Annotated in this window: 17 protein-coding genes and 3 pseudogenes; 10 read left to right on the top strand and 10 right to left on the bottom strand. The window is 71.8% G+C overall.

Going from position 1 to position 19,938, the window contains the following annotated elements; translation table 11 throughout:
• Window positions 1-85 precede the first annotated feature (85 nt).
• The 3 genes and pseudogenes from ABZ318_RS32865 to meaB all read left to right on the top strand — a co-directional run.
• Window positions 86-1,273 (top strand): annotated as a pseudogene (locus ABZ318_RS32865) (methylmalonyl-CoA mutase family protein); the annotation flags it as partial.
• Complete coding sequence (gene scpA / locus ABZ318_RS32870) at window positions 1,273-3,447, top strand: methylmalonyl-CoA mutase (protein WP_356906099.1); 2,175 nt, start codon at window positions 1,273-1,275, stop codon at window positions 3,445-3,447. The pseudogene ABZ318_RS32865 and the gene scpA, both read left to right, overlap by 1 nt.
• Entirely contained in the window at window positions 3,444-4,427 is a 984-nt protein-coding gene (meaB, locus tag ABZ318_RS32875; RefSeq protein ID WP_356906100.1) for a methylmalonyl Co-A mutase-associated GTPase MeaB, read from the top strand. Before scpA ends, meaB begins: the two co-directional genes overlap by 4 nt.
• Window positions 4,428-4,461: 34 nt before the next feature.
• Here the strand turns inward: meaB and ABZ318_RS32880 are convergent, their stop codons facing one another.
• Entirely contained in the window at window positions 4,462-4,902 is a 441-nt protein-coding gene (locus ABZ318_RS32880) for a MarR family transcriptional regulator (protein ID WP_356906101.1), read from the bottom strand.
• Between the two features lie 153 nt (window positions 4,903-5,055).
• Here ABZ318_RS32880 and ABZ318_RS32885 point away from each other — a divergent pair, with 153 nt between their 5' ends.
• Window positions 5,056-6,552, top strand: coding sequence for an MFS transporter (locus ABZ318_RS32885; protein WP_356906102.1), 1,497 nt, complete (start codon window positions 5,056-5,058; stop codon window positions 6,550-6,552).
• 57 nt (window positions 6,553-6,609) lie between these two features.
• Here ABZ318_RS32885 and ABZ318_RS32890 read toward each other — a convergent pair whose 3' ends face one another.
• The 4 genes from ABZ318_RS32890 to ABZ318_RS32905 form a co-directional block, all read right to left on the bottom strand.
• Window positions 6,610-7,494 (bottom strand): geranyl diphosphate 2-C-methyltransferase, encoded by an 885-nt coding sequence (locus ABZ318_RS32890; protein ID WP_356906103.1) that lies wholly within the window; start codon window positions 7,492-7,494, stop codon window positions 6,610-6,612.
• Between the two features lie 13 nt (window positions 7,495-7,507).
• Window positions 7,508-8,782 (bottom strand): family 2 encapsulin nanocompartment cargo protein terpene cyclase, encoded by a 1,275-nt coding sequence (locus ABZ318_RS32895; RefSeq protein ID WP_356906104.1) that lies wholly within the window; start codon window positions 8,780-8,782, stop codon window positions 7,508-7,510.
• Between the two features lie 95 nt (window positions 8,783-8,877).
• Window positions 8,878-10,290 (bottom strand): family 2B encapsulin nanocompartment shell protein, encoded by a 1,413-nt coding sequence (locus tag ABZ318_RS32900; protein ID WP_356906105.1) that lies wholly within the window; start codon window positions 10,288-10,290, stop codon window positions 8,878-8,880.
• A 373-nt stretch (window positions 10,291-10,663) separates the two neighbouring features.
• Window positions 10,664-11,005, bottom strand: a complete 342-nt coding sequence (locus tag ABZ318_RS32905; protein WP_356906106.1) for a GNAT family N-acetyltransferase — start codon at window positions 11,003-11,005, stop codon at window positions 10,664-10,666.
• A 219-nt stretch (window positions 11,006-11,224) separates the two neighbouring features.
• Between ABZ318_RS32905 and ABZ318_RS32910 the strand changes: the two genes are divergently transcribed.
• Window positions 11,225-11,719: a tautomerase enzyme gene (locus ABZ318_RS32910; protein ID WP_356906107.1), complete on the top strand. Its 495-nt coding sequence runs from the start codon at window positions 11,225-11,227 to the stop codon at window positions 11,717-11,719.
• Window positions 11,720-11,774: 55 nt separating this feature from the next.
• Here ABZ318_RS32910 and ABZ318_RS32915 read toward each other — a convergent pair whose 3' ends face one another.
• The gene (locus ABZ318_RS32915) at window positions 11,775-12,359 is read right to left on the bottom strand and encodes a TetR/AcrR family transcriptional regulator (protein ID WP_356906108.1); all 585 of its coding nucleotides are present in this window, start codon (window positions 12,357-12,359) and stop codon (window positions 11,775-11,777) included.
• 79 nt (window positions 12,360-12,438) lie between these two features.
• Here ABZ318_RS32915 and ABZ318_RS32920 point away from each other — a divergent pair, with 79 nt between their 5' ends.
• Window positions 12,439-12,876: a tautomerase family protein gene (locus tag ABZ318_RS32920; protein WP_356906109.1), complete on the top strand. Its 438-nt coding sequence runs from the start codon at window positions 12,439-12,441 to the stop codon at window positions 12,874-12,876.
• 323 nt (window positions 12,877-13,199) lie between these two features.
• Here the strand turns inward: ABZ318_RS32920 and ABZ318_RS32925 are convergent, their stop codons facing one another.
• Window positions 13,200-14,123, bottom strand: a complete 924-nt coding sequence (locus ABZ318_RS32925; protein WP_356906114.1) for an NADP-dependent oxidoreductase — start codon at window positions 14,121-14,123, stop codon at window positions 13,200-13,202.
• 129 nt (window positions 14,124-14,252) lie between these two features.
• Between ABZ318_RS32925 and ABZ318_RS32930 the strand changes: the two genes are divergently transcribed.
• Together ABZ318_RS32930 and ABZ318_RS32935 are read left to right on the top strand one after the other, a co-directional pair.
• Window positions 14,253-15,323: a helix-turn-helix domain-containing protein gene (locus ABZ318_RS32930; RefSeq protein WP_356906110.1), complete on the top strand. Its 1,071-nt coding sequence runs from the start codon at window positions 14,253-14,255 to the stop codon at window positions 15,321-15,323.
• Window positions 15,324-15,694: 371 nt separating this feature from the next.
• Entirely contained in the window at window positions 15,695-16,888 is a 1,194-nt protein-coding gene (locus ABZ318_RS32935) for a hypothetical protein (protein WP_356906111.1), read from the top strand.
• Window positions 16,889-17,117: 229 nt separating this feature from the next.
• On the opposite strand, the gene ABZ318_RS32940 is transcribed toward ABZ318_RS32935, so the two are convergent.
• Both ABZ318_RS32940 and ABZ318_RS32945 read right to left on the bottom strand, forming a co-directional pair.
• Window positions 17,118-17,993, bottom strand: a complete 876-nt coding sequence (locus ABZ318_RS32940; RefSeq protein ID WP_356906112.1) for a hypothetical protein — start codon at window positions 17,991-17,993, stop codon at window positions 17,118-17,120.
• Between the two features lie 22 nt (window positions 17,994-18,015).
• Window positions 18,016-18,311: pseudogene (locus tag ABZ318_RS32945) on the bottom strand (hypothetical protein); the annotation flags it as partial.
• Between the two features lie 212 nt (window positions 18,312-18,523).
• Here ABZ318_RS32945 and ABZ318_RS32950 point away from each other — a divergent pair.
• A pseudogene (locus tag ABZ318_RS32950) lies at window positions 18,524-18,811 on the top strand (transposase); the annotation flags it as partial.
• On the opposite strand, the gene ABZ318_RS32955 reads toward ABZ318_RS32950, so the two are convergent.
• Window positions 18,789-19,136 carry a hypothetical protein gene (locus tag ABZ318_RS32955; RefSeq protein ID WP_356906115.1) on the bottom strand — a complete coding sequence of 116 codons (348 nt, stop codon included), beginning with the start codon at window positions 19,134-19,136 and terminating at the stop codon, window positions 18,789-18,791. The pseudogene ABZ318_RS32950 and the gene ABZ318_RS32955 overlap by 23 nt on opposite strands.
• Window positions 19,137-19,231: 95 nt before the next feature.
• On the opposite strand from ABZ318_RS32955, the gene ABZ318_RS32960 reads away from it, so the two are divergent.
• Window positions 19,232-19,723, top strand: coding sequence for a hypothetical protein (locus ABZ318_RS32960; RefSeq protein WP_356906113.1), 492 nt, complete (start codon window positions 19,232-19,234; stop codon window positions 19,721-19,723).
• Window positions 19,724-19,938 lie beyond the last annotated feature (215 nt).

A 19,938-nucleotide genomic window follows, 5' to 3' on the forward strand; every position in this document is an offset into this window, starting at 1 on the left:
TCGGGGACCTCGTCCGCGACGATGCGCTGCGCGAGGCCCTCCACGATGGCGGTCTTGCCGACGCCGGGCTCGCCGATGAGCCGGCCGGTACCCGGGGCTGCGGGCCCTGACCGTGGACGCCCTGCCGTACCACGAGGCCGGCGGCTCGGCCGCGCAGGAGCTGGGCTGCTCGCTCGCGACCGGCGTCGCGTACCTGCGCGGGCTGACCGAGGCCGGACTGAGCGTCACGGAGGCGTGCGGCCAGCTGGAGTTCCGCTACGCGGCCACCGCCGACCAGTTCCTGACGATCGCGAAGCTGCGCGCCGCGCGCCGCCTGTGGGCCCGGGTGGCCGAGGCCTGCGGCGCCCCGGAGGCGGGCGCGCAGCGCCAGCACGCGGTGACCTCGCCGGTGATGATGACGCGCCGCGACCCGTGGGTGAACATGCTGCGCACGACCATCGCGACGCTCGCGGCGGGCGTGGGCGGCGCCGACAGCGTCACCGTGCTGCCCTTCGACGACGCGCTGGGCCTGCCGGACGCGTTCTCCCGCCGGATCGCCCGCAACACCTCCAGCGTCCTCATCGAGGAGTCCCACCTGTCCCGGGTGATCGACCCGGCGGGCGGTTCCTGGTACGTGGAGCGCCTCACCGACGAACTCGCGCACGCCGCCTGGGAGTTCTTCCAGACCATCGAGCGGGAGGGCGGCCAGGCCGCCGCGCTGCGCTCCGGCACGGTCGGCGAGCGGCTCGCCGAGACCTGGGCCGCGCGCAGCAGGAAGCTCGCCACCCGCCGCGAACCGATCACCGGCGTCAGCGAGTTCCCGCACCTCGCGGAGAAGCCCGTGGACCGCGCGCCCGCGCCCGAACCGCTGTCCGGCGGCCTCCCGCGCGTGCGGCGCGACGAGGCGTACGAGGCGCTGCGCGCCCGTTCCGACGCCCACCTCGCGGCGACCGGCGCCCGGCCCCGCGTCTACCTGGCGGCGCTCGGCCCGGCGGCCGCGCACTCGGCCCGGCTCACGTTCGCCGCGAACCTCTTCCAGGCGGGCGGCATCGAGGCCGTCACCGAGGGCACGTTCGAGGAGAGCGGCGCCCGCGAGGCCTGCCTGTGCTCCAGCGACGCACTGTACGAGGAGGGGGCGGAGGCCGCCGCCGGGGAGCTGCGCGCGGCCGGGGCCGAGCACGTCCTCCTCGCCGGGCGCCCGGGGTCGTACGCCGGTGTCGACACGTACGTCTTCGCCGGCTGCGACGCCGTCGCCCTCCTCTCCACCGCCCTCGACCGCATGGGAGTGTCCTGATGTCCATCCCCGATTTCTCCGGGATCGAGCTCGGGGCACAGGCCGCCGCCGGCGGCCCTGACGAGTGGCGCTCGGCCGTGAAGAAGGCGGCGGGCGGTGACGACCTGCTGTGGGAGACCCCGGAGGGCATCGCCGTCAAGCCGCTCTACACCGGGCAGGACCTGGAGGGCCTCGACTTCCTGGACACCCTCCCGGGCGTGGCCCCGTACCTGCGCGGCCCGTACCCGACGATGTACGTCAACCAGCCCTGGACGATCCGTCAGTACGCGGGCTTCTCCACGGCCGAGGAGTCGAACGCCTTCTACCGGCGCAACCTCGCGGCCGGGCAGAAGGGTCTGTCGGTCGCCTTCGACCTGCCGACCCACCGCGGTTACGACAGCGACCACCCGCGCGTCACCGGTGACGTCGGCATGGCCGGCGTGGCCATCGACTCGATCTACGACATGCGGCAGCTGTTCGACGGCATCCCGCTGGACAAGATGTCCGTGTCGATGACGATGAACGGCGCGGTGCTGCCGGTCCTCGCGCTGTACATCGTGGCCGCCGAGGAGCAGGGCGTACCTGCCGAGAAGCTGGCCGGGACCATCCAGAACGACATCCTCAAGGAGTTCATGGTCCGCAACACGTACATCTATCCGCCCGGTCCTTCGATGCGGATCATCTCCGACATCTTCGCGTACACCTCGCAGCGGATGCCGCGCTACAACTCCATCTCCATCTCCGGGTACCACATCCAGGAGGCGGGCGCGACGGCCGACCTGGAGCTGGCGTACACGCTGGCGGACGGTGTGGAGTACATCCGCGCGGGGCGCGAGGCCGGGCTCGACGTGGACGCGTTCGCGCCGCGCCTGTCGTTCTTCTGGGCGATCGGCATGAACTTCTTCATGGAGATCGCCAAGCTGCGCGCCGCGCGTCTCCTTTGGGCGAAGCTGGTGAAGCAGTTCGACCCGCAGAACGCCAAGTCCCTGTCCCTGCGGACGCATTCGCAGACCTCCGGCTGGTCGCTGACCGCACAGGACGTGTTCAACAACGTCACGCGCACCTGCGTGGAGGCGATGGCGGCCACCCAGGGCCACACCCAGTCGCTGCACACCAACGCCCTCGACGAGGCGCTCGCGCTGCCCACCGACTTCTCGGCGCGCATCGCGCGGAACACGCAGCTGCTCCTCCAGCAGGAGTCGGGCACCTGCCGGACGATCGACCCGTGGGGCGGCAGCGCGTACGTCGAGAAGCTGACCTACGACCTGGCCCGCCGCGCCTGGCAGCACATCCAGGAGGTCGAGCAGGCCGGGGGCATGGCCAAGGCCATCGACGCGGGCATCCCGAAGCTGCGCGTGGAGGAGGCGGCGGCCCGCACCCAGGCCCGCATCGACTCCGGCCGGCAGCCGGTGATCGGCGTCAACAAGTACCGGGTGGCGTCCGACGAGCAGATCGACGTCCTCAAGGTCGACAACTCCTCCGTCCGCGCCCAGCAGATCGCCAAGCTGCGGCGGCTGCGCGAGGAGCGCGACGAGACCGCCTGCCGGGACGCGCTCGACGCGCTCACCCGGGCCGCGGGCGGCGACGGCAACCTCCTGGAGCTCGCGGTGCGCGCGGCCCGTGCGAAGGCCACCGTCGGCGAGATCTCGGAGGCCCTGGAGAAGGTGTACGGCCGGCACGCGGCGCAGATCCGTACGATCTCCGGTGTGTACCGCAACGAGACAGGCGAGTCCCCCTCCGTGGAGCGCACCCGGGCCCTGGTCGACGCCTTCGGCGAGGCCGAGGGCCGGCGGCCGCGCATCCTGGTCGCCAAGATGGGCCAGGACGGGCACGACCGCGGCCAGAAGGTGATCTCCACCGCCTTCGCCGACCTGGGCTTCGACGTGGACGTCGGCCCGCTGTTCCAGACCCCGGCCGAGGTGGCCCGTCAGGCCGTGGAGGCGGACGTGCACATCGTCGGGGTCTCGTCGCTGGCCGCGGGTCACCTCACCCTCGTGCCGGCGCTGCGGGAGGAGCTGGCGGCGGAGGGCCGCGAGGACATCATGATCGTGGTCGGCGGTGTCATCCCCCCGCAGGACGTGGCGACGCTCCTGGAGATGGGCGCGGCGGCCGTGTTCCCGCCGGGGACGGTGATCCCCGACGCGGCCCACGACCTGGTGACCCGGCTGGCGGCCGACCTCGGGCACGACCTGTGATCGGTCTCGACACGTACGTGAAGGGCGTGCTCGACGGGAAGCGGGCGGTGATCGCACGGGCGATCACCCTCGTCGAGTCGACCCGCCCCCAGCACCGTGCGCTGGCGCAGGAGCTCCTCACGGAGCTCCTGCCGCACAGCGGCAAGGCCGTGCGGATCGGGATCAGCGGGGTGCCGGGGGTCGGGAAGTCGACCTTCATCGACGCGTTCGGGACGATGCTGACCGGGCTCGGTCACCGGGTGGCGGTGCTGGCCGTCGACCCGTCGTCGACCCGTACGGGCGGCTCCATCCTCGGCGACAAGACGCGGATGGAGCGGCTCGCCGTCGACCCGGCGGCCTTCGTCCGCCCCTCCCCCAGCGCGGGTACGCTCGGCGGCGTCGCGAAGGCGACGCGGGAGTCGATGGTCGTGATGGAGGCCGCGGGATACGACGTGGTGCTCGTGGAGACGGTGGGCGTCGGCCAGTCCGAGACCGCCGTGGCGAACATGGTCGACTCGTTCCTGCTGCTCACCCTGGCCCGTACGGGCGATCAGCTCCAGGGCATCAAGAAGGGCGTCCTGGAGCTGGCCGACGTGGTCGCCGTCAACAAGGCGGACGGCCCGCACGAGCGCGACGCCCGTGCCGCCGCGCGTGAGCTGGCGGGTGCGCTGCGGCTGATGCACGGCGCCGACGCCGTCTGGACGCCGCCGGTCCTCAGCTGCAGCGCGCGGGAGTCGGCCGGTCTCGACGAGGTGTGGGAGCGGCTGCGGCAGCACCGGACACTGCTCGACTCCACGGGCCGCCTCACCGCCAAGCGCCAGGACCAGCAGGTCGACTGGACCTGGACGATGGTCCGCGAGGAGCTGCTGCGGCGGCTGCACACCGACCCGGCGGTGCAGGAGGCCACGCCCTCGCTGGAGCGGCGGGTCAGGGACGGCGAGCTGACGGCGACGCTGGCCGCCGAGGAGATCCTGAAGGCGTTCGGGGAGCGCCGGGACTGAGACGGGGGTACGGACGCCTGTACGGGACTTCCCGTCAGGCGTCCTTCTCCATGCCCGGGCGCAGCCGCGCGAGCAGGGCGTACAGGGTGGCGCTGTCCTCCGCGCCGAGCGTGTCGAGGGCGCCGTGGGTCGTCTGCATCTCCTCGCGGACCCGCCGGATGACGTCCCGGCCCTCGTCGGTCGCCACGACGTTCTTGACGCGTCGGTCGGAGGCGTCGGCCTCGCGGCGCACGAGGCCGCGTCCTTCCAGGCGGTCCACGATCCCGGTGACGTTCGAGGCGTCGCAGACCAGCAGCGTGGCGAGGGCGCGCATCGGCAGCGGGCCGTCGAGCTGGGCGAGCACCTTGGCCTGGGTGGAGGTCAGTCCGTGGTGGGCGGCGGCCGCGGCGAAGTCGCGCCACTGGGCCGTGCCGATGGCTGCGAGGAGCTCAAGGAGCTGGAGCTTGGTGGGCGTCTCGGGGGTCGTCGCGCTCATGCTTCGAGCGTACTCACGATCCTTGACATTATCAATTGTTTACTTAAGAACCTCAAGCATTTACTTGACCTCCTCAAGCATCCGGGCCTACCTTCGTCGTATTACTTGATGACATCAACGATCTACGACGTGAAGCACCGAGAAGGCCCCCACATGAGTCACGAGACCACCCCGCCCGCCGCCGACCCCCGGCGCGAGACGCTCGTCGTCTTCGCGCTGAGCCTCGCCGCCATGGTCGTGTCGATGATGCAGACCCTGCCGGTCCCGATCCTCGGCCTCATCCGCGCCGACCTCGGCACCTCGGCCGCGAACGTGAGCTGGGTGACCACCGCCACGCTGCTCTCCGCCGCCGTCTTCACCCCGCTGCTCGGCCGCTTCGGCGACCAGCACGGCAAGAAGCCCACCCTCGTCGCCGTCCTCGGCGTCATGGTCGCCGGCTCCGTCGTCGCGGCCCTGGCGACCTCGCTCCCCCTGCTGGTCCTCGGCCGCGTCCTCCAGGGCGCCGCCACCGCGATCTTCCCGCTGGCCCTGTCCGTGCTGCGCGAGGAGGTCCGCCCGCAGAAGCTGCCCGGCGCGATGTCCCTCGTCAGCGGCACCCTGGCCTTCGGCAGCGGCCTCGCGCTCGTCGCCACCGGCCTGCTCACCTCCGGCTCCGACGCCGACTACCGCAGCGCCTTCTGGATGGCCACCGGCTTCGCCGCGATCGCCCTGCTCGCGGTCGTGTTCCTGGTCCCCGCGACCCGCCACAAGACCGGCGGCCGCACCGACTTCCTCGGCGCGCTCACCCTCGGCGCCACCCTGCTGCTGCTCCTGCTGCCGATCTCGCAGGGCCACGAGTGGGGCTGGACCTCCGGCCGCACCCTCGGCAGCTTCGCCGGCGCGGCCGTCATGACCGTCGTCTGGGTCCTCACCGAGCTCAAGGTCCGCGAGCCCCTCGTCGACATGCGGATGTTCGTGCACCGGCCGGTCCTCATGGCCAACCTGGCCGGCGTCCTCGTCGGCTTCGGCATGTTCGCGAACTTCCTGGGCGTCTCGTACCTCGTCCAGATGCCCGAGGCCCTCACCGGTTACGGCTTCGGCGCCTCCATCCTGCGGGCCTCCGTCGAGTTCCTGCTGCCCGGCGCGATCGTCTCCCTGCTCGCCTCGCCGATCGGCGGCCGGCTCGTCCGCCACCGCGGTCCGCGCACCGCGCTGACCCTGGCCGCCGTCCTGGGCGCCGTGGGCTTCGGCTGGCTCGGCCTCGACCACGGCCACACCGCCTCGGTGATCGGCGCCGGCGTGATCGTCGGCGCGGCCGTCAGCTTCGGCTACGCAGCCATGCCCGCCGTCATCATGGCGAGCGTCCCGCACCACCAGAGCGGCATCGCCAACGGCATCAACTCCATCTCCCGCTCCACCGGCAGCGCGATCGGCAGCGCCGTGGTCACCACGATCCTGGCCTCGAAGACGATCGAGCACCTGCCCGCCGGCGTCCCGGCCCTGCCCGCCGAGTCCGGCTTCACCCTCACCTTCGGGATCGGCGCCGTCGCCTTCGCGCTCGTCGCCGTCATCGCCCGCCTCGGCCTGCGGGCCGGTCAGGCGCCCCGTACCGAGCGGGTGAGCGCACCGGCCGCCGAGACCGCCGAGAAGGAGAAGGCTCCGGCCGCATGACACGAGGGACGGGCCCGTCGGACGACGGGCCCGTCCCTTTTCCGTACCGCCGTCGGGTCAGACGCGGTCGGCGGCGATCAGGACGTACTGGAAGGAGCCGTCCCTGTACGACTCGATGAACGCCTCCTCGATGCCGGTGACCAGCGAGGACGTGGCCCGCAGCTCCCAGTAGGGCAGGGTGTCCGGCGTGAGGTCGATGACGGCCTGCGGGACGAGCCGGTTGTCGGCCATCGCGCGCAGGTACTCACGGCGGGAGTGGATGTTGCACTCGAAGTGCGCGTTGATCTGGGAGACCCACTTCGAGGGCTGCCCGTACTTCGGGTTCCAGCAGCCGGTGATGGTCACGTAGCGGCCGCCGACCCTGAGGAACCGGGAGTGCTCGGCGAACAGGTCGTCCAGGTCGACGTACATGCTCGACTCGTTGTTCCACGAGGCGGCGATGCTGCCCTTCTCGAAGGGGGTGTCGAGCATGTTGCAGACCTGGGCGTGGACGTGGTCCTCGATGCCCAGCTCCTTGGCGCGCTGGTTGCCGAACTCGGCCTGCGTGGAGGAGAGGGTGACGCCCTCGACCTTGCAGCCGAAGCGCTGGTGGGCCATCACGCTCGAACCGCCGCGGCCGCAGCCGGCATCGACGAGGGTGTCCTCGCGGCCGATGGGGCCCAGGTGGTCCAGGAGGAGCTCGGCCTGCGCCGACTCCAGGCGGTGCAGCTCGGCGATCAGCTTCTTCTCGTACTCGCTGTCCTCGACGTCCCCGAGGGCGGCGTGGTCGACGGCACCGATGCCGTAGTGGTGGTGGTACAGCCCGTCGACATCACCGAGGCGCAGGTTCACGGGCCTCGCCTCGGCGTTCCAGTAACGGGCGATGTCTCCCTGGTACGGCGTCGCCGGGCCGGGGACGAACGCGGAGGTGCCGTTGACGGTGGGGAGCTCGGTGTTGGTCACAGATGAATCCTTCTTACCAGAAATCGGGCAGGCTGTAGCGGTACGTGTTGGTCTGGTGCCAGTAGTGGTTGCCGTCCACCCACACGGCCACTCCGCGCAGGAAGCGAAGGACACTGGGGACGGGGCAGGCGGCGGCCAGTTCGGCGGACGCGGCCTCGAAGTCACGCATGATCTCGTTGTGGACCTCGACGGCCTTCAGATAGGCGTCCTTCTCCGAGAGGGACTCCTGCTCGGCGAGCACCACGGGCAGGTTCATGTGCCGGCCGGGGCTGGCGAGTTCCTTGGTGTACGAGTACAGGTCGTTGACGATGGTGCTGGCGTTGCCGGCGAGGGCCAGGACCCGCTGCATGGCCGGCTGGGCGTGCAGGTCGGCGGGGAGTTCGTAGCCGCCGACGGTGTCGGTGATGGTGGGACAGGGGCGGAAGTTGTTGAACTGCCGCATCACCAGGTACTCCCACACCTCCGGCACGTGGTTCGTCTCGTCCCACGCGGCCTCGGCGAGATAGCCCATGTGCAGCCGGGCCATGTCGTGCCGGAACCGGTCGGCCTGGGAGGGGGTCGCCAGTCGGACGAAGTACTCCATGGCGGAGCGGTAGGAGCGCCGGGGCGCGTCCGCGTGGAGCGACTCCGCCCACACCGGCTGGTACTCCGCCGTCGAGTGCAGCGGGTCCAGGGCGGTGTGCGCGAGGAGGAGCCGTCCGCCCAGACCGACGGGCGAACCGCCGAGGTCCTCGCAGTAGCAGTCGTCGACGGCGTTCTCGGCGACCATCAGCCGGGCGGCGACCATGAGGTGCTCGATGGTCGGGGCGTCCGGGTGGCAGGCCACCATGTAGCGCCCGACGTGGAACCCGTCGAAGTCGCCCTCCCAGTCCTCGGGGTAGAGCTGGATCTCGTCGAGCGCCCAGGACTTGATGCGGAGGCTGACCTCCTCCACCCGCACCGGGTCCGGCTCCGGCACCGGGTGCCAGTAGAGGCCCGGGATGATCAGGGCGTCCGCCGGCGCCGCGGCTGGGGGCGCCGGGGACGCCGCGCGAGGGAGCTCCTCGCGCGGGACCAGGGACAGGCTCGCCGTGCCCAGGCCGGTGGGGCCGCCCAGGACCCTCGCCACCTCGGGCCGGGTGGCGGCGGGTTCGGCCGGGGGCACCGCGGTGGGGACGGCCTGCGGAGGGGCGAGGCCGAGGGCCTCGGCCTCGGCGCGGGCCGCGGCGGCGGCGAGGACGTGGGTCCCGAAGTGGTCCGCGGCGCCGGGCAGGCTGGACTGCAGAGGGGAAAGCCCGGGATCGGGCATCCGTGACTCCTTGGGAAGAGGGGTGGGCCGTCCCGGATTCCGGGCACGCCGACCCGGCCCGGATGGTCCGGGTGGTGGTGGCCTGCGGGGGGGATCTAGTCGCGCCGGCGCGCGATCTGCACGTTCTCCAGGACGCCGAGCGCGTTCGGGACCAGGACGGCGGCGGAGTAGTACGTCGTGACGAGGTACGACATGATCGCCTGCTCGCTGATGCCCATGAACCGCACCGACAGGCCCGGCTCGTACTCCTCGGGCAGACCGGTCTGGCGCAGACCGATGACGCCCTGGTTGTCCTCGCCGAGACGCATGGCGAGGATCGAGCTGGTGTTCTCCTTGCTGATGGGGATCTTGTTGCAGGGCAGGATCGGCACTCCGCGCCAGGCCGGGACCCGGTGCCCCTGGAGCTCGATGGTGTCCGGGTAGAGCCCGGCGCGGTTCCACTCGCGCCCGATCGCCGCGATCGTCCGCGGGTGGGCGAGGAAGAGCTTGGTGCTGCGGCGGCGGCAGAGCAGCTCGTCGAGGTCGTCCGGGGTGGGCGGGCCGGAGTGCGGCTGGATCCGCTGCTTGAAGTCGGCGTTGGGGAGCAGGCCGAACTCCGGGTTGTTGATGAGCTCGTGCTCCTGGCGCTCGCGGAGCGCCTCGATGGTGAGCCTGAGCTGCTCCTCCGTCTGGTTCATCGGCCCGTTGTAGAGGTCGGCGACCCGGGTGTGGACCTTGAGGACGGTCTGGGCGACGGAGAGTTCGTACTCGCGCGGCTTGAGCTCGTAGTCGACGAAGGCGCCGGGGATGTCGGCCTCGCCCTTGTGGCCGGCCGACATCGCGATCTCGGCCTCGCCGTACTTGTTCTGCCGCTGGTCGGGCAGCGAGCTGAACTCGTGGATGTGGGCCTGGAGGCTCGGCGCCGAGGCGAGGATGTTCGCGAAGTCGGCGCGGGAGAGGGTGAGCAGGGTGCCGGAGGTCTCGGCGGTCGCGGTGTAGTCCCAGCCGGCGTCGGCGTCCAGCAGGGCGTTCTCACCGAAGCGGTCGCCGTCGGCGAGGATGGCGACGGCGACCTCGTCGCCGTACTTGCCGACGGAGGTCTGGCTGATGCGGCCGTGGGCGATCAGGTGGATCTGCTCGGCGGGCGTCCCGCGCTGGACGAGCACCTCGCCGGCGTTGAAGTCGCGCTGGACGCACCGGTCGGCGAGCGCGTTGAGCACGTCGACGTCCTCGAAGCCGCGCAGCAGGGCGAGTTCGCCGAGTTCGCGGGGGATGACGCGGACGCGGGAGCCGTCCTGGACGAATTCGATGCGTCCGTCGCCGACGGTGTAGCTCAGCCGACGGTTCACCCGGTAGGCGCCGCCCTTGGTCTCCACCCAGGGGAGCATCCGCAGCAGCCAGCGGGAGCTGATCTCCTGCATCTGGGGGGCGGACTTGGTGGTGGTGGCGAGGTTGCGGGCGGCCGCGGTGCTCAGACTGGACTGCCGGGGCGGCTCCAGCCGTACGTCCGGGCGGTCGTCAACGGTCATCGGGCGAGCTCTCCTTCGCGAGGGCGGTTTTCGGCGCACGGGTGCGCCGAAAACCGGTGAAAGAAGATAAAGGGGGGCGAAGATCTGGGAATCCGTCCAGATCTCGGGGAACAGTAACGGCCGCCGAGCCCGCCTCGCTCAGGGAGCCCGAGGCCATTACCCCCTTGTGGTGATCTTGCTCGAAACGATGTTTATCCCGGTGACCAGCCGGATTCAGGCCAACTGACGGAGAGTCGGCCAGTGACGCCCCACGGATCCGCCGGTTCGGCCACCCGTTCGGCCCCCCGAGGCGGGGGGCCGGTGGACCCGGGCGTGCGCGACTGGTCCGTACGGGGGAAGCGTTCGCCTTCGCGTGCGTCGTGTTGACCGGGGGTCAGCGCTTCAGCTGTCCGTCCAACCACTGGAGGACCTCGGGCGTCACCGGGTCGGTGATGTCCGCGAACTCGTCGTGCTTCTTCAGGAACTTCGCCACGTAGGGGCAGACGGGGACGATGCGCATCCCGGAGGCGCGGACGTCGGTGAGGGCTTGCTCGACGAGGATCGAGGCCAGGCCCTGGCCCGCGTAGGCGTCGTCGACCTCGGTGTGGAAGAAGACCCGCCGGTCGTCGCGGTCGCGATAGGCCGTCAGGCCCGCGCGTTCGCCGTCGACGAGGATCTCGTACCGGTGCCGGGGGTCCACGCGCCGGACGACGGGGGTGGTGGTCTGCTCGGTCATGGGAGTGCCTTTCGTTGGCGGGTGGGTCGGTGAAAGGGAGAGTCGCGTGTCAGCGGTGCGCGGGGTTCTCGCGCGGGGCGGTCCGGGCGTCGGGGAGGGCTGCGACAGCCGGTGCACCGCCGGGGTCCACCACCGCCCACCGCGAACGCCACGCCCGTCGTCTCGCATGGCCCCCCGCCGCCGCCGCGCCGAGGCGCCCGCATCGAGCCGGCCACGGCGATGTCCCTCTCCCGGGCCGGGAGGAATGCTCCGGCACCGCCGGCACGATACGTGATCACGGACGCGGTGCTCGTACCCGAGGTGGGGCAGTTCGCCCCGCCCGCGCGGGTCGGCTTCCAGGCCCACCTCGTCGAGCGCGAGCCCGACATGATGGCCATCGGCGGACGGCTCCTCGCGGACATCGGCCCGGACGCGGACGTGATGGCTATCGACGTGGCGGCGAGGGGCGGGGACGTGATGGCGATCGACGTGGCGGTGATGGACGGGGACTGGCGGCAGGAGGTCAGGACCGCGGTCGTCGAACGCCTCCTGGCCGCGATGGCCGACACCTGCGGCCTCGCGAAGCCGTCGCCGACCTGGTGGGTCGACTTCCGCGTCGTCGACGAGGGCAGCTGGGGTTCGGGCGGCGGGGTGACGTCCGTCCTCGCGCTCCTGGACACCGGGGTGTTCACGGAGGAGAAGGCCAGGGCCGTCCGCGCCGCGCTCGGCACGTGACCCCGCCCCTCGCCCGGGCGTCTCCCCCGAGGGGTGAAGACGCCCGGGCGGGGGCTCACTTCGCGGTCGCGGCGGCGATGAGGGCCTGGAGCTGCCCGGCGGTACGGTCGAGCGGCTCGGTGCTGCGTTTGGCGCGGCACATGGCGACCGTGCCCTCGACGGCGGCGACGACGAGCGTGGCGAGCTGCGCGGCCTGCTCGGCCTCGGCGCCGTGCGCCCGGAGCGAGTCGGCCAGCAGGGCCTCCCACCGCTCGAAGACCTCGGCCGCGGCCGTCAGCGCGGGCGGGGTCTCATCGTCCTGGGGTTCCTCGATGGCCACGGCGAGGATGGGGCAGCCGGCGTGGAAGTCGCTGTCGACGACGATCCCGCGCCACAGGTCGAGGAACGCCCTCAGGCCTTCCGCCGGGCCCGCCTCCAGTTCCTTGCGCAGGCTGCCCGCGACCCGTTCACCGGTGAACCGGACGGCTTCGGCCGCCAACTGCTGCTTGCCCTCGGGGAAGTAGTGGTACGTCGAACCCAGCGGCGCCTCGGCGTGCTTGGCCATCTCCCGGATGCTCGTCGCGCTCAGGCCGCGCCGGCTGATCATGTCGGCGGCGCCGGCCACGATCCGCTCGCGCGACGGCGTACTGCCCTTGGCCACCCACGCACTCCCCTCTGGCTATAACGGACGTCATAGTCTACCGTGACCGGCGTTTATAACAGTCGTCATAGGAGTGGCCGTGCCCATGATCCGGTTGACCGTCCCCGCCGGCGCCCTCACAGGGGAAGCCCGCGCCGCTGTTCAGCGTGACCTCGCCCGCGTACTGCTCCGCTGGGAAGGCGCGCCCGACACCGCCTTCTTCCGCGCCCAGGCGTGGAGCTACCTCGTCGAGCTGCCCGAGGCGGCCCAGACCACCGCCGAGGACGACGCGCCCCGCTTCCTCGTGGAGGCGACCGTGCCGAAGGGCGCCCTGTCCGAGCGGCGCAAGGCCGGGCTCGTCGAGGACGCGACGAAGACGGTCCTGTCCGCCGCCGGCCTGGCTCCGGCCGACGCCCTACGGGTCTGGGTGCTGGTCCACGAACAGCCGGACGGCACCTGGGGCGCGGGCGGCTCCGTCATCCGCCACGCCGATCTGGTCGCCTTGGCGCAGCAGGGGAAGGAGGGGGCCGATGCGTGAGCCGACGTACGCAGGGCGCCGCACGGCCGGGTGGCGTGAAGCCGCCGACGCGATGCCCGTACCCCTTCCCCACCGGGCTCGACCCGGTCGCCACGGCCGTCGACGACGGGCGCGTAGGAGGGTCTCCGGTGCCGGCCCGTCGGGGTGAACTCGCCCTCCTGGCCGAAGAGGGACCACCGGCCACGGCAGGCCGAGCGCAAGGGCACGGGGCTGGGGCCGGGCGCCCCGTCCGCCGGGGCGGGGCAGGCGGGCGCCCGGCCGGGCGGTAGGGCGTAGGACGGGGTCAGGCGGGCGCCCGCCCGGCGGTAGGGCGTGGGACGGGGTCAGGCGACCGTCAGGACGATCTTGCCCGTCGTGCGGCCCAGCTCACCGATCGCGTGGGCCTCCGCGGCCTCGGCGAGCGGCAGCACGGTGTCGACCACCGGCCTCAGCGCGCCGCGTTCCACCAGGGCCGCGATCTCGCGCAGGCCGAGGTGGTCGGGTTCGACCAGGACCCACGCGGCCCGTACACCGTCCTGGGCCGCGGGCACGTCGTCCGGGCCCGGCAGCGTGATGAGCCTGCCGCCGTCACGGAGCACCTTCAGGGAGCGCTCGGCCGTCTCCCCTCCGAGACCGTCCAGCACGACGTCGATGTCGGAGACGACGTCCTCGAAGCGGGCCGCGCGGTAGTCGACCACCTCGTCGGCGCCCAGCTCCCGCACCAGGTCGTGCTTGGCCGCGCTCGCGGTGCCGACGACGTACGCGCCGCGGGCCTTGGCGATCTGCACGGCGAGGTGCCCGACCCCTCCGGCCGCGGCATGCACCAGTACGCGCTCGCCGGGGCGTACGTCCGCCGCGTCGACGAGGGCCTGCCAGGCGGTCAGGGCCGCGAGCGGCAGCGCGGCCGCCTCCACGTGCGTGAGGGACGACGGCTTCGGCGCGAGATGGCGCGCCGGTGCCACCACGTACTCGGCGTACCCTCCCGCCTGGCGCGGGAACAGCGGCATCCCGAAGACCTCGTCGCCGGGGCGGAAGATCCCCACGCCGGGGCCGACGGCCTCGACCGTGCCGGACACGTCCCAGCCGAGGACGGGCACGTCGCCCCACCCGATGAGGGCGCCGCTCGCGCGGGTCTTCCAGTCCACCGGGTTCACCCCGGCCGCGTGCACCCGCACCAGGACCTCGTTCAGGCCCGGCTCGGGGCGCTCCACCTCGCGCTCGACCAGGTTCTCGGGTCCGCCCCACTGCTCCACGACCACCGCACGCATGCCGTCCGCCTCGCTTTCGTCTCTCATCGGGATGCCGCCGGATCCCTTCCGGCGGCGACCACTCCACGATCGGGCATTCCGCCCCGGCGAGGTGTTGGCCTCCTAGCCACTATGTGACAGGATCTGGCCATGAGCGAGATCCCTGGAACGGCCATGGGGGACGAGCGGGCGGAAGAGCGGACGGGTCCGCACCGCATCGCCGTGCTCGCCCTCCCGGGCGTGCCCCCCTTCGAGCTGGGCATCCCCTCCCGGGTCTTCGGAAGCGTGGAGGACGCCGAGGGCAGGCCCCTCTACGAGGTCACCGTCTGCACGGCCGACGGCGCCCCCGTCCTCAGCGACGCCGGTTTCACCGTGCAGCCCGCGGCCGGCCCGGAGGCGCTCGCCGAAGCCGACACCGTGATCGTCCCGCCCACGCACGCCATGCCCGAGCTGAGCCGCGGAGGCCCGCTGCCGCCCGAGGTCGGGGCCGCCATCGCCGGCATCAGGCCGGGCACCCGGCTGGTGTCGATCTGCTCCGGGTCGTACGTGCTCGCCGCCGCCGGTCTCCTCGACGGCCGCCCGGCCACCACCCACTGGAACCTGGCCCTGGAGTTCCGCCAGGCCTTCCCCGACGTCAAGCTCGACGAGGAGGTGCTGTTCGTCGACGACGGCGACGTGCTCACCTCCGCGGGCGTGGCCGCCGGTGTCGACCTGTGCCTGCACATGATCCGCCGCGACCACGGCGCCGCGGCCGCCAACCGCGCCGCCCGCATGTGCGTCGTACCGCCCTGGCGGGACGGCGGGCAGGCCCAGTTCATCGACCGTCCGGTCCCCGAGCCCACCCTGGCCAGTACCACCGCCACCCGCGCCTGGGCCCTCGAACACCTCGCGGAGCCGCTCACGCTGGCCCGGCTCGCCGAACACGCCCGGATGAGTCTGCGCTCCTTCACCCGCCGGTTCCGCGACGAGGTCGGCATGACGCCCGGGCAATGGCTCACGGCGCAGCGGCTCGAACTCGCCAAGCAGCTCCTGGAGACGACCGATCTTCCGATCGACCTGGTGGCGCACCGTGCCGGGCTCGGTTCCGGGAACTCCCTGCGCGTCCACATGAGGACCGCGTTCGGCATCTCCCCCACCGCCTACCGCCGTACCTTCGGCGGCGACGGCGAGGGTGGCGATGTCGGCGCCGTCAGGGCAGGGGCCTCCCGCCCGTGGCGTTGACGATCCCTCCGGCGGGGCGGGTGGGGCCAGGAGGACGCAGACGGACGCCCTCCAGGCCTGCCGCACCGCCCGCCCCGGCGGTGACCTGCTGTGGCCGCCTCCGTCATCGCCTGGTCGAGCAACGGTCGACGAACAGCTCATGCCCGTGAAAGGACTTCTCCCGGTGTCCGGGGCGGGGTTCCCCGGCCGGCCGCCTTCCGGGCAGACCGGAGCGTCACCGCCGGCACGACCGCGTCCCGCGCCGCCTGTGGTTCGATCGCCTTGACCGTCGACCCGGCATGCGATCCACGACGGTGCGGGCGGGGTACCCCTTCCCTCGTTCGGGCCGCGGACCATACTGGTCGGGCCCTGATCGCCCACGGAACGGTTCCATGGCCAAGAACAGCACTCCACCGACCACCGTCCCCGACACCGCCTGGCTCGGTCGTGGGCGTCACCTCGGGCCCGAGCCCGAGCGGGACGTCCGGCGCAACCTGCTCGCCCTCAAGGCGGCCCGGGTGATCGACGACTTCCTGGACCTCGACCCCGTCGAGGCGGCGCGTTCCAGCGACCTGTACCCCCGGGACGAGTCCGCCGACCCCGGCCCGTCCGCCCGCCGTGTCTTCGAGGCCCGCTGGCGCGTGGCCGACGACGTCACGGTGCGCGCGCAACTGACCACGTACGAGCCCGAGTCCCGCCGCACGAAGGGCGAGGGCGTCACCTGGGTCCTCGCCGCCGAGGCCGAGCGGGCGTGGGAGGCGAGCTGGCCCTCGCCGGCCACCGTGTTCTGGCCCGACAGCGACCAGGTCGCATGGGACCACGAGACGGTGCCGGACGTGCGCCTGCGGACGACGAACCACCTGCCGAAGGACGACGACGAGTTGCGCCGCCTGCTGCGGGCCTGCACCCGGCAGAGCTGGTTCATCCATGTCGTGGTGCACGAGGCGATGACGCCGGACGCCCTGGGACGCCGGCCGATCACGGCGTTCCTGCCACCGAGCCTGCGGCACCGGGTGGTCGAACACCGGGCCACGCCGGAGCAGGCGCTGATCGCCGACTTCGTGATGAAGCGTGAGCTGGGTGTGGGGATACCGCGCGGCGGCGCCGTCATCCTGCCCCCGACCCCGCAGGTCCTCGATTACGACGCGGAGCGCTTCACGGTACGCAACGTCTTCCTGGACGGCACGGAACCCACCGAACTCCTCGACAAGATCAAGGAGTTCGCCTCACTGCCCCAGCCGCTGCCGGCCGACGCCGAACAGGTCCTGACACGGCTGCGCCAAGGCTGGCACCTGCTCACCGCCGCCGAGGAACTGGCCCACGCACGGGCCATGGTCACCAGGTACGCCAAGGCACTCGAAGCCATGACGGCCTCCTGCGACCTGTACCGGGAGGCCGCCGAGTCGGCGCTCGACGCCCTCGCCGAGGCGACCAGCGGCAACGGCGCACCCCGGACGGCGTCGTCGGCGACGGCCAAGGAAGACCCCTCGCCGTGGAAGACCCTCACGAAGACACTGGCCCGCTTCCGGGGCCCGAACCCCCAAGCACCGGATGCGGAGGTCCAGCAGCGTCCGCACGGCCAGTGAGACGTACGGGAGAACGGGCCGATCGCACTCCGGCCTCCCGGGGAAAGCCGACCCCGCCCGGCGGCGGCCGGTCGCCCGACGGCGCGGTCGTCCCCGACCCCCAGGGGTTGCCCGGCCCGGCGACGGCCGCTGTCCACCGGCTGTCGGCTGTCGGGGCACTCCTCGACGTCAGAGGAAGTCGCTGAAAGGGTGAACGCGTGGCCGCCCTGGTGGGCGCCGTCGAGCACGGCTAGCGCGCGGTGTCGGGGACCTCGATCGGGCCGGTGAAGACACCTCGCGTGTCGAACCGGAGGTCTTGCCCGTATCGGATCTGCCGGCCCTCGTGCGGGAGGGCGAACCCGAAGGAGGAGCGACAGGAGGTCATCCGGTAGGTGCGCGCGTCCAGGGTGAGGGTCTCCTCGAACCCGGCCAGTACGATGCGCTCCTCGCCCACCGTGACCCCGGCCTTCCGCAGCTTGTCCAGGGTGGGCCGGAACTCCTGGGCGGCCTTCGCGACAGCCGGCCGCTTCGTTCGATCGTCCAAGTACGCAGCGGGGATCCGCATCCGCATCTTGATCTCACCGCCGGTCCTGGCGACCTCGATCCGCTCGCCCCGTTCGATGTACGTGGTGAAGTCGGCCAGCACGGCCAGCGGGTCCTCCACCTTGGCGGCGATCTCCGCGTCGGTCAGCGGCCCTTTGGTCCAGCGGGCACCGGGACCGCCTTCCCGCACGTATCCGGTACCGCCCGCGGCGAACACCTCCTCGGCCTTCCGCTCGCCCTTGCTGAGAACCGAGCCGCTCTGGTGCAGCGCCTCCGGTCTGCCGGTCCGCTCCACCGTGGCCGAGTACGAGGCGGCGCTGCCCTGGTCCTCCGGCGCTCCGGTCTGCTTCAGTGACTCCTCGCCCGTCACCGCGAAGGTCCACCCGGGTTGGGCGTCCATCGCCGCCTCGGCGCGTGCCAGCAGATCCGCCGCGCCGTTCCCCGAGGGCTCCGGTGCGCCCGTGGCGGGTGCCGAGGCCTCCACGGACCCGGTGCCCGGACCCGGAGCCTGCTGCGTCCTGCAGCCGGTCACTGCCGCGAGGACGACCAGGCCTGCCGCGGACCACAGGAGCCGGCTCTTCATCGCCCACGTCCGGGGTCGCACATCAGCATCTCTTTTCCCGTTCGTCCGATGTTCGCGAGTGCCTGCGGGCGCGGCCCTCGGGCCCTCTGCCGTTGACGTGCAGGAAGATACCGGCGCCCCGGCCCGGGGTGGCGGGCCGGGGGGTTGAAGGGGATGACCAGGGCCTGGGCGTACCAGGTCCGGCTAGTCGATCAGATGCTCGCTGCCCCGGTCGCCGGGGTAGCCGGCGACCTCGCCGAAGCGGTCGGAGGCCTTCTCCCACTCCTCACGGGCCTCGGCGATGTCCTCGTGGCTGCGGCCGATGAAGTTCCACCACAACCCGCGTGGATACCGCATCACCACAGGTCAGCGGCCCAGATGCCAGGCATGGGTCAGCAAAAGGTCAATCAGCGCCTGGATGTTCCCGCAGACGTCCAGCTTGCGTGTGAGGGGGTGCGGTCATGCGTGGATCCCCGGCTCAGAAGATTGTCCGGGGATCGACGGACAGCCCTTGGAACAGTGCGAGCGCCGGCGGCGACCGCCAAGACGGCCACGGCCACCACAAGTCCAGGACCGTCGCCACCGCCGCCGGACCGGTCGAGGTCAAGGCCCCGCGGGTGAACGACCGCCGTATCGACGACGAGACCGGCGAGCGCAAGCGGTTCTCCTCAAAGATCCTGCCGCCGTGGTGCCGCAAGTCCCCGAAGATCTCCGAGGTGCTGCCGCTGCTCTACCTGCACGGCCTGTCCTCCGGCGACTTCGTCCCGGCGCTGGAGCAGTTCCTCGGCGGCACGGCCGGCCTGTCCCCGGCGACCGTCACCCGGCTGACCAGGCAGTGGAGCGCGGGCGGAACGGTCCGGACCGTCCGTCCACGCGTCCGGACAGCCACAGCGCGGCCCGGATCGCGGTCCGGCCGCTGCCGGTCGCGTGCCGGCGGCGGGTGTCGGCCGAGTCCTGCCGGGCCTGCTCGATCCGGCGGGCCCGGTCGGCCCAGACAAGGCGCTCCCCGCGGGTGCGGGCGACCGCGGCGCGGGCCGGCGGCGGGGGCTGGATCGGGTCGCGCTGGACAGAGCGGGAGATGCGGTCGGCGGTGTCGAGGGCGTCGTGGAGGTCAGGCCAGAGGCGGGCGATGGTCTGGAGCTGCTGGGCGGTGGTGGCGGTCATGGTGCTCTCCGTGGTGTGTGCTGGCCCCCAGGATGTTGATCAACGTGCTGTATGTTTCAGCCGCCTGTCTCTGCTGATTTGAAGAAGAGGTTGTTGTGCAACGCACGATCCGTTTGCTCTTGGCGTTTTGTTCTGTTCTCGGTCTCGGGCTGGTGACTGGTGGGGTGGCTCAGGCAGCCGAGGCCGGTGAGAAGGTTTGCTACCGAGCTCACATTGCCAACGTCGGTTGGACGCAGGGCTGGAAGTGCGATGGAGGCCAGGCCGGGTACACCGGCCAGAACACGCCGATCGAGGCCCTTGAGATACAGATTTGGGGCCTGGGAACCTTCTGCGCAGACGCCCACCTGCGGGATTTTGGCGATCAAGCTCCTCAGTGCGCTTCTGACGGTCAGGTGATCCGAGTGGGCACCACAGGCGAGGCGCGTCCCATGGAGCAGGTTTCTATCCGCCCCAGCTACCTGGGTCTGTGGGGGCGGGCTCACGTGCAGAACGTTGGCTGGGAGAAGCCCGACTCCGGCTCGGAGATCGAGATTGGCGAGGCGGGCAAGGCCCTGAACCTCGAAGCCGTGGAGCTGTGGATCCAGTAGTGCTCTGCTGATCCCCATTCAGGGCCCCTGCTCCTCGTGTGCAGGGGCCCTGAACTGTTCCAGGTCAGGGGTCTCGCTGGTGATGCGGCGGGCCCGCTGGCGCGAGGCGTCTCCGTTGCCCTTAGTGAGCGTTTGATTCTCGGTTGTCTGTTTCGTTTGTGGTCAGGTGTCGCGCCAGTTGAGGGTGTTTTGGTGGGTGAGGCGTCGGGTCATGA

Source organism: Streptomyces sp. NPDC006197 (assembly GCF_040613865.1).
In the GTDB taxonomy this organism is placed as follows: domain Bacteria; phylum Actinomycetota; class Actinomycetes; order Streptomycetales; family Streptomycetaceae; genus Streptomyces.

Coding starts and splice junctions, on each gene's coding strand:
- scpA (WP_356906099.1), top strand. CDS start 1,273: ATGTCCATCCCCGATTTCTCCGGGATCGAGCTCGGGGCACAGGCCGCC.
- ABZ318_RS32880 (WP_356906101.1), bottom strand. CDS start 4,902: ATGAGCGCGACGACCCCCGAGACGCCCACCAAGCTCCAGCTCCTTGAG.
- ABZ318_RS32885 (WP_356906102.1), top strand. CDS start 5,056: ATGAGTCACGAGACCACCCCGCCCGCCGCCGACCCCCGGCGCGAGACG.
- ABZ318_RS32895 (WP_356906104.1), bottom strand. CDS start 8,782: ATGCCCGATCCCGGGCTTTCCCCTCTGCAGTCCAGCCTGCCCGGCGCC.
- ABZ318_RS32900 (WP_356906105.1), bottom strand. CDS start 10,290: ATGACCGTTGACGACCGCCCGGACGTACGGCTGGAGCCGCCCCGGCAG.
- ABZ318_RS32905 (WP_356906106.1), bottom strand. CDS start 11,005: ATGACCGAGCAGACCACCACCCCCGTCGTCCGGCGCGTGGACCCCCGG.
- ABZ318_RS32910 (WP_356906107.1), top strand. CDS start 11,225: ATGTCCCTCTCCCGGGCCGGGAGGAATGCTCCGGCACCGCCGGCACGA.
- ABZ318_RS32925 (WP_356906114.1), bottom strand. CDS start 14,123: ATGCGTGCGGTGGTCGTGGAGCAGTGGGGCGGACCCGAGAACCTGGTC.
- ABZ318_RS32930 (WP_356906110.1), top strand. CDS start 14,253: ATGAGCGAGATCCCTGGAACGGCCATGGGGGACGAGCGGGCGGAAGAG.
- ABZ318_RS32935 (WP_356906111.1), top strand. CDS start 15,695: ATGGCCAAGAACAGCACTCCACCGACCACCGTCCCCGACACCGCCTGG.
- ABZ318_RS32940 (WP_356906112.1), bottom strand. CDS start 17,993: ATGAAGAGCCGGCTCCTGTGGTCCGCGGCAGGCCTGGTCGTCCTCGCG.
- ABZ318_RS32955 (WP_356906115.1), bottom strand. CDS start 19,136: ATGACCGCCACCACCGCCCAGCAGCTCCAGACCATCGCCCGCCTCTGG.